At 71.8% G+C, this 19,741-nt stretch carries 20 protein-coding genes; 7 read left to right on the top strand and 13 right to left on the bottom strand.

Features of this window, described 5'->3' with window-relative positions; all coding sequences use genetic code 11:
- Window positions 1-90: 90 nt before the first annotated feature.
- The 6 genes from AB0M95_RS25505 to AB0M95_RS25480 all read right to left on the bottom strand — a co-directional run bounded on the left by AB0M95_RS25505 (window position 91) and on the right by AB0M95_RS25480 (window position 6,747).
- Window positions 91-840 (bottom strand): type II secretion system F family protein, encoded by a 750-nt coding sequence (locus AB0M95_RS25505; RefSeq protein ID WP_363769283.1) that lies wholly within the window; start codon window positions 838-840, stop codon window positions 91-93.
- A gap of 385 nt (window positions 841-1,225) precedes the next feature.
- Window positions 1,226-1,942: a type II secretion system F family protein gene (locus AB0M95_RS25500; protein WP_363769280.1), complete on the bottom strand. Its 717-nt coding sequence runs from the start codon at window positions 1,940-1,942 to the stop codon at window positions 1,226-1,228.
- Between the two features lie 300 nt (window positions 1,943-2,242).
- Window positions 2,243-3,403 (bottom strand): TadA family conjugal transfer-associated ATPase, encoded by a 1,161-nt coding sequence (locus tag AB0M95_RS25495; RefSeq protein ID WP_363769278.1) that lies wholly within the window; start codon window positions 3,401-3,403, stop codon window positions 2,243-2,245.
- Between the two features lie 4 nt (window positions 3,404-3,407).
- Complete coding sequence (locus tag AB0M95_RS25490; protein ID WP_363769275.1) at window positions 3,408-3,638, bottom strand: hypothetical protein; 231 nt, start codon at window positions 3,636-3,638, stop codon at window positions 3,408-3,410.
- On the bottom strand, window positions 3,635-4,675 hold the full coding sequence (gene ssd / locus AB0M95_RS25485; RefSeq protein ID WP_358517260.1) for a septum site-determining protein Ssd: 1,041 nt from the start codon (window positions 4,673-4,675) through the stop codon (window positions 3,635-3,637). Before ssd ends, AB0M95_RS25490 begins: the two co-directional genes overlap by 4 nt.
- A gap of 1,229 nt (window positions 4,676-5,904) precedes the next feature.
- The gene (locus tag AB0M95_RS25480) at window positions 5,905-6,747 is read right to left on the bottom strand and encodes an oxidoreductase (protein ID WP_358517262.1); all 843 of its coding nucleotides are present in this window, start codon (window positions 6,745-6,747) and stop codon (window positions 5,905-5,907) included.
- A gap of 776 nt (window positions 6,748-7,523) precedes the next feature.
- Between AB0M95_RS25480 and acs the strand changes: the two genes are divergently transcribed.
- The 4 genes from acs to AB0M95_RS25460 all read left to right on the top strand — a co-directional run bounded on the left by acs (window position 7,524) and on the right by AB0M95_RS25460 (window position 11,734).
- The gene (acs, locus tag AB0M95_RS25475) at window positions 7,524-9,500 is read left to right on the top strand and encodes an acetate--CoA ligase (RefSeq protein WP_358517263.1); all 1,977 of its coding nucleotides are present in this window, start codon (window positions 7,524-7,526) and stop codon (window positions 9,498-9,500) included.
- A gap of 289 nt (window positions 9,501-9,789) precedes the next feature.
- Complete coding sequence (locus AB0M95_RS25470; protein WP_358517265.1) at window positions 9,790-10,284, top strand: phage holin family protein; 495 nt, start codon at window positions 9,790-9,792, stop codon at window positions 10,282-10,284.
- 5 nt (window positions 10,285-10,289) lie between these two features.
- Entirely contained in the window at window positions 10,290-11,216 is a 927-nt protein-coding gene (locus AB0M95_RS25465) for an alpha/beta hydrolase (RefSeq protein WP_363769270.1), read from the top strand.
- A complete protein-coding gene (locus AB0M95_RS25460) occupies window positions 11,213-11,734 on the top strand; it encodes a DUF309 domain-containing protein (RefSeq protein ID WP_363769267.1) in 522 nt (173 codons plus the stop codon). Before AB0M95_RS25465 ends, AB0M95_RS25460 begins: the two co-directional genes overlap by 4 nt.
- Window positions 11,735-11,850: 116 nt before the next feature.
- Here the strand turns inward: AB0M95_RS25460 and AB0M95_RS25455 are convergent, their stop codons facing one another.
- On the bottom strand, window positions 11,851-13,041 hold the full coding sequence (locus tag AB0M95_RS25455; RefSeq protein ID WP_363769264.1) for a MarP family serine protease: 1,191 nt from the start codon (window positions 13,039-13,041) through the stop codon (window positions 11,851-11,853).
- 62 nt (window positions 13,042-13,103) lie between these two features.
- Here AB0M95_RS25455 and AB0M95_RS25450 point away from each other — a divergent pair, with 62 nt between their 5' ends.
- Window positions 13,104-13,742 (top strand): HEAT repeat domain-containing protein, encoded by a 639-nt coding sequence (locus AB0M95_RS25450; RefSeq protein ID WP_358517273.1) that lies wholly within the window; start codon window positions 13,104-13,106, stop codon window positions 13,740-13,742.
- A gap of 65 nt (window positions 13,743-13,807) precedes the next feature.
- Here the strand turns inward: AB0M95_RS25450 and AB0M95_RS25445 are convergent, their stop codons facing one another.
- Window positions 13,808-14,455, bottom strand: coding sequence for a CoA pyrophosphatase (locus AB0M95_RS25445; protein ID WP_363769261.1), 648 nt, complete (start codon window positions 14,453-14,455; stop codon window positions 13,808-13,810).
- A gap of 100 nt (window positions 14,456-14,555) precedes the next feature.
- Entirely contained in the window at window positions 14,556-15,212 is a 657-nt protein-coding gene (gene nth, locus AB0M95_RS25440; protein ID WP_363769290.1) for an endonuclease III, read from the bottom strand.
- A gap of 225 nt (window positions 15,213-15,437) precedes the next feature.
- Between nth and AB0M95_RS25435 the strand changes: the two genes are divergently transcribed.
- The gene (locus AB0M95_RS25435; protein WP_342769410.1) at window positions 15,438-16,085 is read left to right on the top strand and encodes a Crp/Fnr family transcriptional regulator; all 648 of its coding nucleotides are present in this window, start codon (window positions 15,438-15,440) and stop codon (window positions 16,083-16,085) included.
- Between the two features lie 17 nt (window positions 16,086-16,102).
- Here the strand turns inward: AB0M95_RS25435 and AB0M95_RS25430 are convergent, their stop codons facing one another.
- The 4 genes from AB0M95_RS25430 to AB0M95_RS25415 all read right to left on the bottom strand — a co-directional run bounded on the left by AB0M95_RS25430 (window position 16,103) and on the right by AB0M95_RS25415 (window position 18,399).
- Window positions 16,103-16,900 carry an MBL fold metallo-hydrolase gene (locus AB0M95_RS25430; protein ID WP_363769258.1) on the bottom strand — a complete coding sequence of 266 codons (798 nt, stop codon included), beginning with the start codon at window positions 16,898-16,900 and terminating at the stop codon, window positions 16,103-16,105.
- Window positions 16,897-17,715 carry an NUDIX hydrolase gene (locus AB0M95_RS25425; protein WP_363769255.1) on the bottom strand — a complete coding sequence of 273 codons (819 nt, stop codon included), beginning with the start codon at window positions 17,713-17,715 and terminating at the stop codon, window positions 16,897-16,899. The genes AB0M95_RS25430 and AB0M95_RS25425 overlap by 4 nt, the downstream gene beginning before the upstream one ends.
- 70 nt (window positions 17,716-17,785) lie before the next feature.
- Window positions 17,786-18,247, bottom strand: a complete 462-nt coding sequence (locus AB0M95_RS25420) for a RidA family protein (protein WP_363769252.1) — start codon at window positions 18,245-18,247, stop codon at window positions 17,786-17,788.
- On the bottom strand, window positions 18,244-18,399 hold the full coding sequence (locus tag AB0M95_RS25415; RefSeq protein WP_358517282.1) for a DUF4177 domain-containing protein: 156 nt from the start codon (window positions 18,397-18,399) through the stop codon (window positions 18,244-18,246). Before AB0M95_RS25415 ends, AB0M95_RS25420 begins: the two co-directional genes overlap by 4 nt.
- A gap of 223 nt (window positions 18,400-18,622) precedes the next feature.
- Between AB0M95_RS25415 and AB0M95_RS25410 the strand changes: the two genes are divergently transcribed.
- Entirely contained in the window at window positions 18,623-19,627 is a 1,005-nt protein-coding gene (locus AB0M95_RS25410) for an ArsA-related P-loop ATPase (RefSeq protein WP_363769249.1), read from the top strand.
- Window positions 19,628-19,741: the final 114 nt, after the last annotated feature.

Below are 19,741 nucleotides of genomic sequence, written 5' to 3'. Positions count from 1 at the left end.
GACTCACGATGGTCCAGCGGAAGGAAGTGCTCGCTCACCAGCGGCTACCAGGCACCGAGTCTGCCCGATCAGCCGACCCGGTAGCTCCCATTAGCTGTGGAAGACCTGGGCGGCGAGGCCGGCGACGACCGGGATGATGCCCAGGAAGACGAAGGCGGGCAGGAAACACAGGCCGAGAGGCGCGACGACCTGGACGCCCACGCGGCGGGCCGCGGCGGAGGAGGCCGTTCGGGACTCGTGGCGCGCGTCGTCGGCGAGCCTCGCCAGCACGTCGGCGACCGGCGCCCCGCTCAGCGCGGCCCGCGTCATGCCCCGCGCCAGCGCGGCCAGCGGACGGTCGGATTCCAGGGCCTGCCAGGCGGATTCCGGCCTGGCACCGAGCCGTAGCTGGCCATTGACCCAGGCGAGGCTCTCGCCGAGAGGTCCCCCGATCGCCTGCGCCGTGGCCTCCACGGCGCCGCCGACGGGCTGCCCCGCCCGCAGGCAGGCGACCATGAGGTCAAGGGCGTACGGAAGATCGGCGATGATGCGCTGCTGCCGCCGACGGACGTCCCCCGGCCTGCGGCGACGGCGGATGACCACTACAACGACGCCGACCGCGACACCGGTCACCAGCCCCGCCCATCCGCCGACGAAGAGCAGGCCACCGAAGGCCGTCGCGGCCAGAGTCGACGCCTGCCGTATGTTCTCCTGCCTTCGCCTCGTCTCCTGCTCTCGGCCGCCGTTCTTGTGCCTCAGGTCGATGCCCCACAGGACGGCCAGCCGTTCGGCCGGGTCGCAGGGGGTCACCCACAGCCACACCGCGACCGCCATCACCCCGGCGGCCAGGAGAACGTTCATCGGGCATCCAATCGCCGAGCGGGACCACCCGCAGCGCAAGTAAGGGTTGTGGACGGCAAAATTGGCTGGTCAGGGCCGTCCTCGGGACTGCCGTGCCGACTCTCAGCCGTACGGCAGGTCGCGATGCGGCGCTCGGCGAAGCCAAGTCCGGCCGCAGGCGCGGCCACGGGTCGGCGGCGTGGACCAGCGCCAGCGGGTCGCCGCCCACGTAGACGATCTCGCAGGCCGGGCTGACACGCCGACGGCCTCGCGGACGTTGGCGACCGCAGGCACCCCCACGCTGAGCAGGCACAGCTCGGAGAGCCCAGGTAGCTCGGACCCGCGTCAAAGTGCCGGCAGTCCACGTTGTGCACGGCACAGCGATTCGGCCAGTGTGAGTCGGGTGTCAGTCCGCCTGTTGGGCGCGGGCCGCCAACCGGTTCGTCCACCAGACGCCGGCGATGTCCAGTAGCACGCCGACGGCGAGACAGGCGAAGCCGGCGGGGCTGCCGAAGAGGAACTCGAGCGGGCGCAGCCCCAGGCCCGCCGCGAGTAACAGGCCGAGAGCGGGCAGTCCCGCGAGCAGGCGTGCCGTGGAGCGTGGCCCCGCCAGTTGGGCCGAGACCTCGGCGCGGTGTGCCTCCGCTTCCCGCAGGGAGCCTCCCAAGCGTTCGATCAGCGCGGCCAATCCACCGCCTACGGTGAGGCCGACCCGCCAGCAGGCCGCGAGACGGACGAGGCCTTCGCCACCTTGGTCGGGGGCGGCGCGTTCCAGAGCCGTGGCCACGTCTCCGCCGTCGCGGGCGATCGCGACCACCGGCCGGAGCACGGCCGGATCCGGAGGATCCAGACACGAAGCGGCACGCGCCAGAGCCTCTCCGGGAGTGCGGCCGGTCGACAGCTCGGCCACGATGCCCTGGCACAGCTCGATCGATGCCCTGCGCCACTCGGCGGCCCGCCGCGCACGGTCGGTCCGCCGGACGAACTTCGCCAAGCGGACGCCGGACCACCACGCCACCTCGTCGTGTGAGCTCATCAGCGCGCGCAGCCGAAGGTCCGCACGAGAGGGGCCGATCCACGTCAGCACCGCTCCCATGGCCAGGAGCACCGCCACCGTCAACATGTTCACACTCCCCCAGTGGCCTGCCTGGTCATGGTGGGCTTCATGGTCTTTGTTGGGCTTGTTGGGCGTTGGGCTTGTTGGAGCGGGTCGGCGAGCACCGCGACCGCGCCGCGGTGTGGCGCGTTGCCGCGCTCAACCTCACCCCCCGCCTGCCGAAGTCCGGCACGCGCATCTTCACTCGGAAGTCCGGCCCATGGTCGCTGTGGACCATGAGGGGGCGAAGGGCCCTGCGCCATGGCCGCTCCGGGAGCGACCAGACGGCAGTGGGTGGAGGGGAGGCCGGCACGGCGGGCGGCCGGGTCATGGGGCGACCGTGCCGGGGGCTCGGGTGAGTAGTGAGGGCAGGGCCGGGCCCGGGAGGGGATCGCCGCGGGCGGGGAAGGTCAGGGCGGGCACCATCTGGACAAGCCCGGATGGGGCACGCTCGACCAGGCAGATCTCGGCGACCCTGCGTTTCCCGCCGCCTGGGTCGCGGACCACATGGATGACCGCGTCCAGCGCGGCCGCGATCTGGCTGTGGACGGCCTCGCGGGTCAGCCCGGCGGCGCAGGCGAGCGCCTCCAGCCTCGCGGGGACGTCGGCGGGGTTGTTCGCGTGCAACGTGCCGCAGCCGCCGTCGTGGCCGGTGTTCAACGCACCCAGGAGATCCACTACCTCGAAACCTCGGACCTCCCCGACGACCAGTCGGTCGGGCCTCATGCGGAGGGCCTGGCGCACCAGGTCACGCAGGCTCACCTCTCCGGCGCCCTCCAGGTTGGACGGCCTGGTCTCCAGGCGGACGACGTGCGGGTGAAGCGGGCGCAACTCGGAGGAGTCCTCGACCAGGAGCAACCTCTCGCCGGGATCGGCCAGGGACAGCAAAGCGGACAGAAGGGTGGTCTTCCCCGTTCCGGTTCCTCCGGTCACGAGGAAGGCGAGCCGCGCGGCGAGGATCGCGCGGAGCGCCACGGCTCCGTGGCCGGGAACGAGTTCCTCCAGCGTGAACGACCTGCGGGGCGGCAGCCGGAGGGAGAGGCACGTGCCCTCAGGCGCGACAGGCGGGAGGACCGCGTGGAGCCGTACGCCGCCGGAGAGGCGGGCGTCGACGTACGGGCACGCGTCGTCGAGGCGCCTGCCCGCCGCCGCGGCGAGCCTCTGGGCGAGGCGCCGGACGTCGGCCTCGCTGGAGAACACCACCGAGGTGCGGCGAAGCCCCTGACCGTCGTCGACCCATACCTCGCGCGCGCCGTTGACCAGAACGTCGGTGATGTCGGGCTCGGCGAGCAGGGGCTCCAACGGGCCGGCTCCGATCAGATCGGCCCGCAGGGCACGCGCGACCGCGAGGATCTCGGCGTCGCCCAGAACCGCGCGCTCGGCGCGCAGCGCGGCGGCCACCTGCGCGGCGGACGGCTCCGTCGCCGTCCTCGCCAGCCGTACCCGGACGGCCTCGACAAGGTCCGGCGACACGCTCACCCTGCTCATGGGCTCATGGCCGTTCCAGCGGCGGGCCGGCGGGCGCAGGCCGGGAGACTCGCCGCCCGTGGGCGTCGGCGTCGGTGGGGAGCGAAGAGCCGTCCCCCCGATTGAGGAACTCGGCCAGTCCTCCCCGGCCGGGGAGGACATCGGCGCACTCGCCGCACGTGTGCACGGCGCCGACGCCGTCCAGCCCTGGCGGCGCGGTCGTCAAGGGCGGCGCACCGGCGAATGTGAGGCTCATCGGGGCTCCGGTTCGTCGAGAAACCCGGCGCAGAAGCGGCCGAGAGGAGTGCGGGGACCGATCGAGGGGGCGTCGCCCCGGTTGAGGGACTCGGCGAGGCCGCGCTGGTCGGGGAGGACGCCGGCGCAGGGGACGCCGAGGGACGTGGAGACGACCTCGGCGCGCAGCGCCCCGTCGCGGACCACCGCCGCCAGGGACGAGGTGTGGCGGCGGAGCTCGATCAGCACCTGGGACGCCGCCAGGACCCCTCTGACGTCGGCGTGGACGAGCAGGAGGGTTGACGCGGCGCGTGAGAGGGCTTCGGCGGCCGCCGGGCCGATGTGACGGGGAAGGTCGACGACGATCAGGTCGCAGCCGCGGTGTGCCGCCCCGAGGACGGCGCGCATCGCTTCGGGTGGGATGGGCGGAGACTCGCCGCGATCCCAGGAGAGCACCGTGAGCTCTCCGAAGGTCGGCAACGCCTCTTGGAGGGCGGCGAAGCTCACCCGGCCCTCGCGTTCGACGATGTCCGGCCAGCGGGCTCCGGTGGCCTGTTCCTGGCCGAGGACGACGTCGATGCCGCCGCCGAGGGGGTCCGCGTCCACCAACAGGCTGCGCAGGCCGCGCCGGGAGCCCCAGAGGGCCAGGGACGCGGCGAGGACGCTCGCACCGGCGCCGCCTCTGCCTCCGACGACACAGATGGTCTGCCCGGCTCTGACCAGAGGCTCGGATGCTTCGGCGAACTCGTCGACCAGCCGCCGTTCCGCGGACGGCAGTTCGAGCACGGCCTGGGCTCCGACGGCGACGCATCGGCGCCAGACCTCCGGGTCTTCCGGGGCGCGCGTCACGAGGAGGACGCCGGTTCGCGGCGGAGGGCCTGTGGCGGCCAGGGCGTCGGCGGCGTCCGCCCCCACGACGACCAGCGGGGCGCGCCTCCAGTACGGACGTGCGTGAGGAGCCGCGTGCGCGACGTCGATCTCGACGCCTGCGGCCGCCGCCACACGCAGAAGATCGTCGAGCAGTTCCTGGTCTTCCGTGATCACCAAAGGGCGGTGCATGGGGCGTCTCCCTCGTTCGCTGGGAGCCCCACTGTGCGGAAATCCGCACGGCCCCGATGTCCCGAACGAGGTTCTGTGGATAACTTGTCCACCCCCGGACACGCACCGGGTCACCACCACAGCGAAGTCCCCGGCGAAGACCAACCCGTCTCCGTACACAGCGACGCCGCCCGCCCCCCACCCGGAGCGATCTCCTTCGCCGGAGCCATCGCGCCCGGAGGCGGGGGCCGCCGCGATGGGGGCCCAGGGGCGACTTTGGGGGGAAATTAGGGCGACCCCCGCCGGGGGGGGAGAGCGGGGGTCGCCAACCGGTCCGGCTCCGGGGGGGTAGAGCCGGTCCCGTTTTCGAAGAAAGCTTTCGTCTGCGCCCGCGACGCGGCAGGCGGGTGCCAAAACTTACCCAAGCGCCTTCGCCACGGTCATGCGGACACCAACGTATGGTGCCCGATGAACTTGAGTTCCGTCGAGGAGCAATCTCTAATTTCCACTAGTTTTTTTCCGCCGTAGCGGAGCGGCTACTGGAAGTACGCGAAAATCGGCCCCTCCACACCCATCACCGTCGGTGATCAGTAGATGTTTCACAGCTGACTGTCAGGAACCTCCGCGAACCCGCGCACACCGGGACGGGCGGCCACCTGCGGGCCCGTGCCGCAGAGGCTCCGGGCCTTCCACGAGTCAGTAAAGGTCTTGTCACTGGGGGTTCCCATCAGGTCGAATCCGACGTAGAAAGGTGACACGGACCCAGTGTCCGAGTACGGCCACCGGGCACCCACGCGCGACCAGCCGCGGGAGGCGTGTCGAGACGGGCTTGACCCGCTCCGACGATTAGAGGTGCACGCTTGGTAACCCGGTGTGGCGTACTGGCGACGGCGTCCCCGAGTCGGGGCGCCGTTCGCTTGTGTCGAAGGCGGACGCGCCAGGCGCCGAAGATCCTGAACTTTTTCTCCATCGCCGGTCTGGCGACGTAGATTTTCTCGTCAACGGCAGCCCGTTCCGATGTTGTTGCATCGCGGCGCACGGCACGCGCCACCCCGCCACCACGGCTTCGCGCGGAACCGAAAACCCCGTTTCCGGGCCGATCAGGACACCGGCCCTCGACCGTCGCCCCGAACCGGCCCGCACAGGGCCATGTGAGGCGCGCGGACGGCGCGACACCCCTGGAAAGATCGTTCCATCGAGAGCGCTCAGACGGGCGGGTTCCGCCGTCACCAACGGGCGACGCCGGCGGGTCAGCCGCGTTCGAGCGCCTCGCAGACGGCGGTGGTCTCGCGCGCCCCCAGCCGGACGGCTTCCGCGCAGTGCCGCACCCAGCCCCCCACGCCCTCGGCGGTCCCCTTCAGGTAGCCCCGGAGGCTCTCGCCGTACGCCTCGCGCAGGTCGAGGTGGCCCGCTTCGACCGTCACGAGGGACTTCGGGTCCAGGCCGAACTCGACGAGGGTGAGCCGCTCGGCGGCCCTGGCCACCAGGCCGTCGGCCGTCCCGAAGGGCCTGAGCACGACGATCTCGGCGTGGACGATGGCGGCGACCACCAGCGCGGGGGCCTCGGACGGTGTGGTGATCAGGTCCGCCAGCGAGGCGATACGCGCGGCCGTGGCCTCCGCGCCGGGGGCTGGGCCGAGGCCGAGATCCACGTCCGGATCGAGAAGGTCGGAGGAAAAACCGGACGGACCCGAGGACGCCGGCGAGGGGGGAACGGGGTCCGTGCGCGGCCGCCCGAGAAGGTTCTCGTCCGTCACCAGGCCGGCGGCGGCCAGGACGTGCAGCCGCGCGAGCACCTGCCGCGGCGCCGTGCGCCAGACGTCACCGAGACGCCCCACTTCGGACGACACGCGCAGCGCCCCCTGGACGGCGGCCGATTCCGCCTGCCCGGACCGCAGCACGTCCAGCGGAATGTCGGCCCCTTCCAGGGCGGCCGATGCGCGGGCGCCGCGCAGCACCGACTCCGCGGTCACCTCGGGACGGCGGCGGCGCAGGACGCGGTGGCCGTACAGCCGGTCGACCGCCGTGCGCGCCTCCCGCACGGCCTCGGGGACGCCGGGCAGCTCGGCGATGACAGCCAATGGGTCGCTCACGTCACCCGACCTTACCTGCGGGTAGAACCGGCATCGATGAGGGCAGACCTCCGACGATCAGCGTGGCCGGGCCGAGGTCACGCCACGCCGGTCCAGCCAGGCCCGAAATGCCCCTTTTCCGGGTCGGACGGGGACCCAAAAGCGGCTGCTCGGCCCAATGTCCCCGCCGAGCGCGCCGTTCCCACCGGTGAACGCACATCACCGCACATCACCGCACCTCGTGGCACGATGAGCGCCACGCTGGTCTCATGGACAACAAACCGCTCGGGACCTATGCAAAGCCCCGACACCGGCCACTCCGGGCAGTACGCCGCGTACCAGCGCATAGTGTGACGTCCGCCACGCACCGGCCAGGCGGCGACCATGCGGGGGCCGCGCGATACCGGTGAGTAGATTTCGGCGCAGGTCAACAGGAGGTCAAGTACGCTCCGGCGTCACGCCCCGGAACCACCGGACGGTTCAGGACATGTCCAGGGAGTGGTCAAGAGTCGCCCAGCGTACACACGATCCGCGAATGGGCAAGACCGTTCGGCGCGCGGTTCGTACCGTTCATCGAGGGGATGAGAGAAACCCTCTTGCTACTGCCGCATTTATCCTTCGATATCATTCCCGCAACGAATCCGCTGCTTTTGTGACTCCGGGTTAAGTCGTTTGTGAACTGCAGCGGGGAGGTAGACGTCCCGGCGTCGCCCGCCCGTCCCCCTTGTCCGCACAGCCCGCAGACTGGTGAAGTTGGATCCAGCCCTATCGAGCCAGGCCATCTGAAGGAGTACGTAGTGGCCCCGGAAACCCCTGGTCGCCAGACCCAGGAGACACTGTCGAACCTGCTGCACGAGACCCGGCGCTTCGCGCCACCGGCCGACCTCGCGGCATCAGCGAACGTCTCAGCAGACGCCTACGAAGAGGCGGCGGGAGATCGTCTCGGGTTCTGGGAGCGCGCGGCCGAGCGCCTGACGTGGGGGCGCCGCTGGGACACCACCGTGGAATGGAACCCACCGTTCGCCAAGTGGTTCCTGGGCGGCACGCTGAACGTGGCCTACAACTGCGTCGACCGCCACGTGGAGGCGGGCCGCGGCGACAAGGTCGCCTACCACTGGGAGGGCGAGCCGGACGGCGACACCCGCACCCTGACGTACTCGGACCTGCTGCGCGAGGTGAGCAGGGCCGCCAACGCCCTCACCGAACTCGGGGTGGGCAAGGGCGACCGCGTGGCGATCTACATGCCCATGATCCCCGAGCTGCCGATCGCCATGCTGGCCTGCGCGCGCATCGGCGCGATCCACTCGGTGGTCTTCGGCGGGTTCTCCGCGAGCGCGCTCAGCGGCCGCATCCAGGACGCGGACGCCAAGCTCGTCATCACCGCCGACGGCGGCTACCGCCGGGGCGCGCCGAACGCGCTCAAGCCGACCGTGGACGAGGCCGTCGCCGAGTGCCCGGGCATCGAGCACGTGCTCGTCGTGCGCCGCACCGGCCAGGACGTGCAGGTCACGGACAAGGACATCTGGTGGCACGACCTGGTGGACCGGCAGAGCGACACCCACGAGGCCCCGCAGCACGACGCCGAGGACCCGCTGTACATCCTCTACACCAGCGGCACGACCGGTAAGCCGAAGGGCATCCTCCACACCACCGGCGGCTACCTCACCCAGACGGCGTGGACGCACCACGCGGTGTTCGACCTCAAGCCGGAGTCCGACGTCTACTGGTGCACCGCCGACATCGGCTGGGTGACCGGCCACTCGTACATCGTGTACGGCCCGCTCGCCAACGGCGCGACCAGCGTGATCTACGAGGGAACGCCCGACACGCCGCACAAGGGGCGCTTCTGGGAGGTCGTGCAGAAGTACGGCGTGACCATCCTCTACACCGCGCCGACGGCGATCCGGACGTTCATGAAGTGGGGCGACGACATCCCCGCGAAGTTCGACATGTCGTCGCTGCGCGTCCTCGGCTCGGTGGGCGAGCCGATCAACCCCGAGGCGTACGTCTGGTACCGCGAGCACATCGGCGGCGACCGCTGCCCGGTCGTGGACACCTGGTGGCAGACCGAGACCGGCGCGATCATGATCAGCCCGCTGCCGGGCGTCACCTCCGCCAAGCCCGGCGCCGCGATGCGCCCACTGCCGGGCATCGTCGCGGACGTCGTGGACGACCAGGGCACGTCCGTCCCGGACGGCGGCGGCGGCTTCCTCGTCGTCCGCGAGCCGTGGCCGTCGATGCTGCGCGGCATCTGGGGCGACGAGAAGCGGTACGTCGACACCTACTGGTCGCGCTTCGACGGCATGTACTTCCCCGGCGACGGGGCGAAGCGGGACGAGGACGGCGACCTGTGGCTGCTCGGCCGCGTGGACGACGTCATGCTCGTGTCCGGCCACAACATCTCGACCACCGAGGTGGAGTCGGCGCTGGTGTCGCACCCGAAGGTCGCCGAGGCGGCCGTCGTGGGCGCGACGGACCCGATCACCGGCCAGGCCATCGTGGCGTTCGTGATCCTGCGCGGCAGCGCGGAGGAGAGCGCGGACATCGCCAAGGAGCTGCGCGACCACGTGGCCAAGGCGCTCGGCCCGATCGCCAAGCCGCGGCAGATCCTGGTCGTCCCCGAGCTGCCGAAGACCCGCTCGGGCAAGATCATGCGGCGCCTGCTCCGCGACGTGGCCGAGAACCGCAGCATCGGTGACGTCACCACCCTCGCGGACAGCTCGGTGATGAACCTGATCTCGGCCAAGCTCCCCTCGGCGGCCGGCGAGGACTGACCCTGTTCGAGGCGCGGCGGTGTTCTGGAGGAGGAGGGAGGAAGGGGTGAGGAACGAGCCCCTTCCGAGTGACGACGGAAGAACGCCGCCTGAAGTGCGCCTCGAACCCGCCGTGCCGGAGGCGCGGCCATAGGCAGGGCGCGGATCCGGCTGCGGGTCCGCGCCCTACGCTTTTCGCACGGGACGCACGTGGCGCCTCGCGTGATAGTCGTCCGCCGGGCCGGGAAGCGCGACGATAGGCGACATCACGCAGGATGGATGTGTCCGAAGATCCGATAGGAGAGCGAACATGGCCGCACCGCCCGAGGAGGAATCTCTCGGCGCCCTCGTCGCCCAGGCGAGCAACCACATATCCACGCTGGTCCGCGCCGAGATCGAGCTGGCGAAGTCGGAGCTCAAGTTCGACGCGAAGCGCGTCGGCACGGCCGCGGGGCTCTTCGGCGTGGCGGCGTTCATGCTGCACCTGTGCCTGATCCTCGCGTCCTTCGCGATCGCCTACGGGCTGGTGCAGCTCGGCATGATGCAGTGGCTGGCGTTCACGATCGTGACGGCCTTCTACCTGATCGTGGCGCTCCTACTGGGATATGTCGGATACCGCCGTCTGAAGGGTCTCACTGGCATGAAGCGCACGACGCGCAGCCTGAAGAACCTGAAGGACGTCGTCGACCTGGAGGGCGGCGAGGCCGCCGCCGTCAACGGGCGCGCGCCGCGGCCGTCCACCGGCGACCACCACCTGCCCGTGGCCGGCGGGAACGACCCCGGGCACCCGAGCCCGCGGGTGTGACTCCCATGGTCACCCGTCCCGACGAGTCGCTGGCCCGCATCCCCGGGCCCTGGACGCACCGTTCCGTGCACGCGGGCAACGGCATGTTCCACATCGCCGAGGCGGGCGAGGGCCCGCTGGTGCTGCTGCTGCACGGTTTCCCCCAGTTCTGGTGGACCTGGCGGCGCCAGCTCGTGTCGCTCCCCGAGGCGGGGTACCGCGCGGTCGCGGTGGACCTGCGCGGGTACGGCGCCAGCGACAAGCCGCCTCGCGGGTACGACCTCCCGACGATCGCGGGCAACATCGCGGGCCTCGTCCGCGCGCTGGGCGAGACGTGCGCGATCGTGATCGGACACGACTGGGGCGGGCTGGTGGCCTGGACGATGGCGGCGATGGACCCGAAGGTCGTGCGCCGCCTGGTCACGGTGTCGGCCCCGCACCCGCTGCGGCTGCGGCAGGCCATGCTCACCGAGCCGTTCGGGCAGCTCAAGGCGAGCGGCCACCTGTTGGGGTTCCAACTTCCCCTGCTTCCCGAGCGGCGGCTGACCAAGAACGGCGCCGCCCGCGTGGGACGGATGCTGGAGGCGTGGTCGGGCCCGGAGTGGCCGCAGGAGGACGTCTCACGCACATACCAGGACGTCTTCCGCATCCCGACCGTGGCCCACTGCGCCCTTGAGTACCACCGCTGGTTCATGCGCTCGCAGATCCGCCCGGACGGCAGGCGCTACCGCAGGCTCATGCGCGCCGAGCTGGAGATGCCGACGTTGCAGGTGCACGGCGCGCTCGACACGTGCACGCTGCCCCGGACGGCGCAGGGGTCCAGCAGGTACGTCGCCGCGCCGTACCGCTGGCGGCTGATCGAGGGGGCCGGGCACTTCCCGCACGAGGAGCGGCCCGAGCAGTTCGACGAGGAGCTCCTGAACTGGCTCCGCGACCCGGAGCCGGACCGGTGAGCAGGCCGCAGAACGACCTGGGAGGGGCCGTGGACGGGCGACAGGGACGGGACAGGGATCCCCTCGGGCGGCCCCGCAGCGCCCGGCCCAGGGACGCGCTGGGCCGTCCTCTGCCCAGGGGGGCGCCCGGCGTCGAGCGCGTGCCGGACGACTACGCGCCGAGCGCGGGCCAGGCTCTGGCCGACGCCGCCGGTTACCTCGACCAGGGGCGCCCGTTCCACGCGCACGAGGTGCTGGAGGCGCGGTGGAAGACCGGCCCGGCGGCTGAACGTCCGCTTTGGCAGGGGCTTGCCCAGATCTGCGTGGGCCTGACGCATCTGCAGCGGGGCAACGCCCGGGGAGCGTCCACGCTGCTCGCCCGGGGAGCGGCCAGGACCGCCGAGTACGTCGCCGGACGGCCGCCCGTGAACCTCCCCGAGGTGATCCACGTGGCCGGGGACCTGGCCGCGCACCCGCCGGCCGACCCCGCCACCGCCATCGCGCGGGTCGCGGACCTGCTCAGGGCGGGCGCGAGCTAGTCCGCGGCCCCGGACACGAGCGAGCCGGTTCGCGGCCCCGGACACGAGCGAGCCGGTTCGCGGTCCTGGACACGGGCGGGCTGGTCGCGGTCCTGCTCAGGGGTGACGCGAGCGGGCTAGTCGCAGTCCTGGGTGTCGACCCGGGCGACGGCGTCGCTGCCCTGGTCGGCGTCGGAGCGCACCTCGTTGGCCGTGAGCGCGTACCCGGTGTCGGGCTGGTCGGTGGCCGCCGCGAAGATCACGCCGTACACCTGGCCGGTGGGCGTGAGCAGCGGCCCGCCGGAGTTGCCCTGCTGCACCAGCCCCCGGATGGCGTAGACCTGGCGGGTGACGGTCTTGCGCGAGTAGATGTCCGCGGCCGTGGCGTTCTGCGTGCCGCGCAGCCGGGCCGGCTCGGTGGTGAAGCCCTTGCCCTTGGGGAACCCTGCGATGATCGCGCTGCCCTGGTCCTCGGGCGTGTAGTCGAACTTCAGCGGGGCCACGTCCAGGTCGGGGACGTACAGCACGGCGATGTCCCGGTCGGGGTTGTACAGCACGACCTGGGCGTCGTGCCCGGCGCGGTTGTAGTCGGTGACCCGAAGGTCCTGGGTGACCCCGGCCACGACGTGGGCGTTCGTCATGATGTGGTGCGGCGCGTAGACGAAGCCGGTGCCCTCGATGCGCTTGCGGCAGGCGGGCGCGGTGCCCTGGACCTTGACGATGCCCCGCCGGGCGCGCTGCAGCCCGGCCCCCTTGACCACGCTGGCGTCGGGCGGCGGGACGTCGATGATGCCGCCGTTGCCGATGGCGTTGAACACCTGCGGGAACTCCGAGGTGTCGACGAACTTCTTGAACGAGAGCCGCCAGTCCTTGGCCGTCTGGGGCATGGCCGAGTCGACGGTCTGCAGCAGCAGCGAGCCATTGGTCTGCTGGCGCAGCCATGGAAAGGGGGCCACCGAGAGCAGGGAGCCGATCAGCCAGGCGATCACCAGGACCGACAGCGCGCTGGTGAACGTGCCGCCGAGCGCGTCCACCGTCCGCGCTGGCTCCCAGGTGACGTGGCTGCGGACGACGGCGCCGATGGTCGAGAAGGCGAACTGACCGATGACGGCGGCGAGGAACACGATGACGATCGCGAGCAGCGCCTGGTCGGTGGGGGCGCCGACCACCGCGTGAGCGATCGGCGGCGCGATGAGCACCCCGAGGAAGCCGCCCCCGACGAAGCCCATGAAGCTGAATGCCCCGATGATGAACCCCTGCCGGTAGCCGGACACGGCAAAGGCAATCACGAGAACAATCAGGATGAAGTCGAGGAGATCGCCGCTCACGCTTCAACGGTATCCAGCGCGGCCACACGCCGTGCACGCCTTGGCTCGATATCGTTGGCGGCATGGTATCGATCGGGGGATCGAGCGAGGGCCGCACGGACGAACACCCCGGCACGGGCACCCGCGCCTCCCCGTCCCACGGGGGCGCCGGCGCGCACCGCCCGGTCGTGAACGCCGACACCCTCCACACGCTGACCTCGCGCACCGTCGCCGAGCTGATCGCCATCGCGCTCGCCGACGAGGACCCGGACGGCCCGGTCCGCTGGAAGGCCGTGGCCGTCCTGCACACCCGGGGCGACCTGGAGACCTTCACCGAGGCCAGGCGGCTCTGCGCGAGCGACTCCCGCGCCGAGAGGGTGCTCGGGGTGGACATCCTGGGCGAGCTGGGCGCGCCGCAGCGGCCGTTCATCGACAAGACCCTGTCCGTGCTGCGCTATCTCGCGGCCTGCGAGGACGATGTGCGGGTGCTGCACGCGGTCCTGATCGCGTTCGGCCACCTGCGCGACCAGCGGGCGCTGCCGTCGGTGATCGACCTGGCGACGCACCCGGATCCGACCGTGCGGTACGGCGCGGCGTACGCGCTGTCGCACGTCCTCGGGCGCCCGCCGGACCCGGCGGGGCTGGCGGCGCTGCGGCGCCTGGCCAGAGATCCGGACGACGACGTCGCCGACTGGGCGGCGCTCGGCCTGATCCTCCCGTAGGGCGGGCCGACCGTCCCCGCCGGGCCGGCTCTAGCGGGCGGTCATCCCGTAGGGCCCGGCCGGCTCTAGCGGCCGGCCAGCCGGAGCACCTCCGGCGGGAGTTCCTCCACCCTGCGCGCGTCCCAGGGCCGCTCGAAGCCGGTGAGGGCCAGCATGTCGTCCAGGATGCCGGCGGTGAAGCCCCAGACGAGCATGCCGCGCACCCGGAACGCCGGGCCGGCCCAGCCGCCGGGAAGGCGCAGGCGCAGCCGGTTCTCGGGGTCGGCCAGCTCGGAGATCGGCACACGGGCCACGGCGTCGACCTCGTCGGGCGAGGCCGCGTGCACGGCGCAGGGCGTGTGCCACCAGCCCAGCACGGGCGTCACCCTGTTGTCGCTGCGCAGGACGTACAGCTCGGGCAGCACGCCGACGACGTGGACGCCGCTCGGGTCGAGGCCGGTCTCCTCGGCGGCCTCGCGCAGCGCCGCCCCCACCGGCCCGCCGTCGCCGGGGTCCACGCCGCCGCCGGGGAAGGCGGGCTGCCCGGCGTGGTTACGGCCCCGGGCGCTGCGCTGGATCAACAGGACGTCGGGCCCGTCGGCCGACTCGCCGAACAGCAGCAGGACGGCCGCGGCGCGCCCGCCGTCGGCGGGGGGACGTAAGGGGGCGGGGACGGGGCGGTCGACGGCGGTCACCGCGAGGTCGGTCAACCAGCCAGGGACGGGAGAACTCATGCCTTACCTCCTGCGGGGAGCAACATCGGCGCCATTCGGCTGCTTCCCCGAGGGTCGCCCGGTGTCCGGAATAGGCCGGAATAGGCCGGTTTCCGAAGATCTAGGAGAACGGCCCGGGCCGGACGAGCTTGGCGGCCTGCGCCGCGTCCGTGGGGCCTTCGCCGTACGACGGGCAGAGGTTCGCGAGGGGGCACGCCCCGCAGGCGGGCCGGCGGGCGTGGCAGACGCGGCGGCCGTGCCAGATCAGGTAGTGGGACATCATGGTCCACTGGCTCTTGGGGATCAGCTCCCCCACAGCGTGCTCGATCTTGACGGGGTCGGTCTCGGTCGTCCAGCCGAAGCGGCGGGTGAGCCGCTGGAAGTGGGTGTCCACGGTGATGCCGGGCACGTCGAAGGCGTTGCCGAGGACGACGTTGGCGGTCTTCCTGCCGACGCCGGGCAGCGTGACCAGGTCCTTGAGCTTGCCGGGCACCTCGCCGCCGTGGCGCTCGCAGATGGCCTGCGCCATGCCGATGATGCTGTTGGCCTTGGCCCGGAAGAAGCCGGTGGAGCGGATGATCTCTTCCAGCTCCGCGCGGTCGGCGCCGGCATAGTCAACTACTGTCCGATATTTGGCAAAAAGTATGGGAGTAACCAGATTGACCCTTTTGTCCGTACACTGCGCGGAGAGGATCGTCGCGACCAGCAGCTCTAGCGGGTTGCCGAAGTCGAGCTCACAGTGCGCGTCTGGGTACGTTTCCGCCAGGATTCGGAGCATTCGCCGAGCTCGGCGCACCAGGGCGAGCCGGGACTCCCCAGCGGAGGTCACTTTGCGTGGCACCCCGACAGCCTACGCGGATGGGCTCCCTGAGAGTTCCCTGATGCGGTACGTCACAATGTCTAGCAGCGCTGCGATCCCCAAGCGTGGCGCGCAGTCGTGTGGGCGCGACACCGGAACGAGGAGGGCACCGTGAATACCGACGACGTGCTGCATAAGGCCCCTTTGTTCTCCGCGCTCGACCGCGAGGGGGCGGCCGCGCTGCGTACGGGCATCTCGGAGGTAGAGCTCCACAAGGGCCAGACGCTGTTCAGCGAGGGGGAGACCGGCGACAGGCTGTACGTGGTCCTGGACGGCAAGATCAAGCTCATCCGCACCGCCCCTGACGGGCGCGAGAACCTGCTGAGCGTGCTCGGGCCAGGCGAGATGTTCGGCGAGTTGTCGCTGTTCGATCCCCGTCCCCGCACGGCCAGCGCCATCGCCCTGACGGACGTCCGGCTGGCCGGATTAGGACACGACGACCTGCGCCCCTGGCTCACCGGACGCCCCGAGGTCGCCCTGCACCTGCTGCGGGCCCTCGCCCAGCGGCTGCGGCGCACCAACGACGTCATGGCCGACCTGGTGTTCACCGACGTGCCCGGCCGTGTGGGCAAGGCGCTGCTCGACCTGGCCGAGCGCTTCGGCCAGCGCACCGAAGAGGGGCTGCGGGTCCATCACGACCTCACCCAGGAGGAACTGGCGCAGTACGTCGGCGCCTCGCGCGAGACCGTGAACAAGGCACTCGCCGACTTCGCCCAGCGCGGCTGGCTGCGCATCGAGGCCAAGGCGGTGGTCATCATGGACGCCGACCGCCTCTACGCCCGCTCCCGCTAGCGGCGGCCGTTCGCGGGCTACAGCCCGTCGAGGTACGCGATCTGCGCGCGCACCGACATCTCGGCCGCCGGACGCAGCCCGTCCTCCAGGTCGGCGTAGACGATGTCGACGATCTCGGCCGGCGTCCGCGCGCCCTCCCGCCGTGCCCGTCTGATCTGCTCCAGACGGCCGCGCCGGTGCGCGATGTAGGAGTCCAGCGCCGCGATCGGCTCGGGCAGCACCGGGCCGTGCCCCGGCAGCAGGACCTTGGCGGACATGATCTCGGCGCCGGCCCGCAGGCGGTCCAGGCTGCGCAGGTAGTCGGCCAGGTCGCCATCGGGGGCGATCACCGTCGTGCCCCGGCCGAGGATCGTGTCCCCGGTCAGCATCGCCTCGTCGCCCGGCAGATAGAAGCACAGCGAGTCGAACGAGTGGCCCGGCGTGCCGACGACCCGCAGCTCCACGCCGCCGCCGGACACCACGTCGCCGTCCCCCAGCCCCTCGTCGCCGAGCACGTGCGCGGGGTCGAGCGCCCGCACCGGCGCGCCCGCCATCTCGGCGAACCGCTTGGCCCCGCCGCTGTGGTCGGAATGCCCGTGGCTGAGCAGGATCGCCTCGACGCGACGGCCGTCCAGGTGGTCGGCCACGCGGCGAAGGTGCCCTTCGTCGTCGGGGCCCGGGTCCACGACCAGGACGGTCGGCGCGTCCGGCTCGCCGATCACCCAGGTGTTCGTGCCGTCCAGCGTCATCGGCGAGGCGTTGGGCGCGAGCAGGTTGGTCGCACGCGTGGTACCGGAGCCGTCCGGGCCGTCGAGGGGGATTCGCAGACCGCTCATGACACCCCATCATGACCGTCGGGCATGACCAGCCACATCTCGCCCTCCACTTCGGCGGCGCGGGGCTGGATGGTGACGATCTCGCGGTCGCAGGCGAGGACGGACGGAACATCCGCGAACACCGAAAGCTCGGTGAGTGTGCGGACCGTCGGGAGCAAGAGCCGGATCTCCCCGTCCCGCGCCTGGCGCAGCGCCCCATCGGGGCTCAGCCATGCCACCTCGTCGGCCTCGCCGCCCACGTCGCGCGTGCGCTGGCCGGGCGGCATGGCGGCCACGAAGAACCGCGTGTCGAACCGCTTGTGCTCGACGTCCGGCGTGATCCAGTGCGCCCATGGGCGGAGCAGGTCGGCCCGGAGCACCAGACCGCGCTTGTTCAGGAACTCGGCCAGCGACAGCCGCCGCTCGATCAGGGCCTCGCGGTCGGCCTCCCAGTCGTCCCCGGTGGTGTCGGCGACGACGGTATCCGGGCTCGGCCCGGCGAGCAGCACCCCGGACTCCTCGAACGTCTCGCGCACGGCCGCGCAGACCAGGCCGCGCGCGGTGGCGGCGTCCGCCCCGAACACGCGGCCCCAGGTCTCGGGGGCCGGGCCCGCCCAGGCAACGCTCTGGTCGGCGTCGCGCGGGTCGACCGAGCCGCCCGGGAAGACGTACGCGCCGGCGGCGAAGTCCATGCTCGTCGCGCGCCTGAGCATGTAGACCTCGACGCCGGCGCGCGCGGGTCGCAGGAGCACGACGGTCGCGGCGTCCCGGACCGGCGCGGGGCTGATCTCGCCGGCCAGGACCGCCCGCGCGCGAAGGCCCGTCTCTCTGGTCATCGGGACGCCTTCCATGCCACCTCCACGTGATCCGGCCGGCCGGAGCTCGACCGGACCATGGTGACACGGATCATCCGACCTCGGCGATGAGCTCCACCTCGACGGGGGCGTCCAGCGGCAGGACGGCGACACCGACGGCGCTGCGCGCGTGGCGCCCCGCCTCCCCCAGCACCTCACCGAGCAGCTCGCTGGCACCGTTGATGACGCCCGGCTGGCCGGTGAAATCAGGCGCGCTCGCCACGAACCCGACCACCTTGACCACACGCACGATGTTCGACAGGCCGCCGGCCACCGACGCGACCGCCGCCAGGGCGTTCAGCGCGCAGATGCGGGCCTGCTCCTTGGCCACCTCGGGGTCGACCTCGGCGCCCACCTTGCCGGTGACGCCGAGCTTGCCGTCGACCATGGGGAGCTGGCCGGAGGTGTACACGTGGTTCCCGGTGCGCACGACGGGCACGTACGCGGCCAGCGGCGGGACGACCTGCGGCAGCGTCAGGCCGAGCTCGGCGAGCCGCTCCTCGGGCGTGCTCACTGCTTCTCCCGCTTCATGTAGGCGACGAGCTGCTCGGGGTTCGGGCCGGGAATGACGGTGACGAGCTCCCAGCCGTCCTGTCCCCAGTTGTCGAGGATCTGCTTGGTGGCATGGGTCAGCAGAGGGACCGTGGCGTATTCGAAACGCTTCATGGTGGCACTGTAGACGGACCTGGCGGGGCGGGGTGGCGGGCCCATCCGTCCCAGCCGCCACCTGCGTCTCGGCGCCGCGCTTCGCGTGACGTTCTGCGGACGATCAATGCTCCGGCCGGAGCCCACCCGCGTCGGCGTTTCCGGCCTGCGGAAGGCATCGAACGGGTGTCCATGAGGCGGGGAAGGGCGAATCGCCAAGTGACCGTTGGGTAGCCTTCGGAAGGTGAGTGCTCGCGACATCGACTGGGACGGCGTACGGCTTCACGTCGTGACCGGCAAGGGCGGCACCGGCAAGACCACGGTGGCCGCCGCCCTCGCCCTCGCCCTGGCCGCAGGCGGCCGTAAGGTGCTGCTCGTCGAGGTCGAGGGCCGGCAGGGCATCGCCCAGGTCTTCGACACCGCCCCCCTTCCGTACGAGGAGCGCAAGATCGCCGTGGCGCCCGGCGGCGGGGATGTCTACGCGCTCGTGATCGACCCCGAAGAGGCGATGCTCGAATACGTCGAGATGTTCTACGGCATGCGCCGCGCGGGCAAGGCGCTCAACAAGATCGGCCTGATCGACTTCGCGACCACCATCGCCCCCGGCCTGCGCGACGTTCTCGTCACCGGCAAGACCAGCGAAGCCGTACGTCGTCGCGACAAGACCGGCAAGCGGGTGTACGACGCGGTCGTCATGGACGCGCCGCCCACGGGCAGGATCACCCGGTTCCTCAACGTGACCTCGGAGGTCGCCGGGCTGGCCCGCATCGGCCCGGTCAAGAACCACGCCGACCTGGTACGGGGTGTCGTGGCCTCGCCGGAGACCGCCGTCCACTTCGTCACGCTCCTGGAGGAGATGCCCGTCCAGGAGACGCTGGACGGCATCGAGAGCCTGCGCGCCGCCAACCTGCCGGTCGGCGGCGTCTTCATCAACATGGTGCGGCCCGAGCTGCTGCCCAAGACGGCGCTCGACGCCGCCATGAAGAACGCCTTCGACCCCGGGGAGCTCGCGCTCGGGCTCAAGGCCGCCGGCCTCGCCGACGGCGCCGCGGACGCGTCGGCGATCGCCGAGTCCCTCGCCGCCGAGATCCGCGAGCACGCCCGGCGCACCTCGCTGGAGCGGCGCGAGCGGCGGTCGCTCGCCAAGGCCAAGGTCCCGCGCTACGAGCTGCCGCTGCTGGCCGACGGCTCCGACCCGGCCGGCCTCCACGAGCTGGCCCAGGCCATCCGCGCGCAGGGGGCGGCGTGAGCGGCCCGGCCACCCGGCCGCCTCTGAGGACCCCGGCGCCCCCGCGTCCGGCCGCCCGGCGGCCGTGCCCGTCGTGTGATCAGCACAGCCCCCACCGGAGGACGTCCCTGACAT

This window comes from Sphaerisporangium sp. NPDC051017, assembly GCF_040683095.1.
Taxonomy (GTDB): domain Bacteria; phylum Actinomycetota; class Actinomycetes; order Streptosporangiales; family Streptosporangiaceae; genus Sphaerisporangium.
The sequence above is the reverse complement of the archived record's forward strand: the minus strand, read 5'-3'. Positions and strand labels throughout refer to the sequence as shown.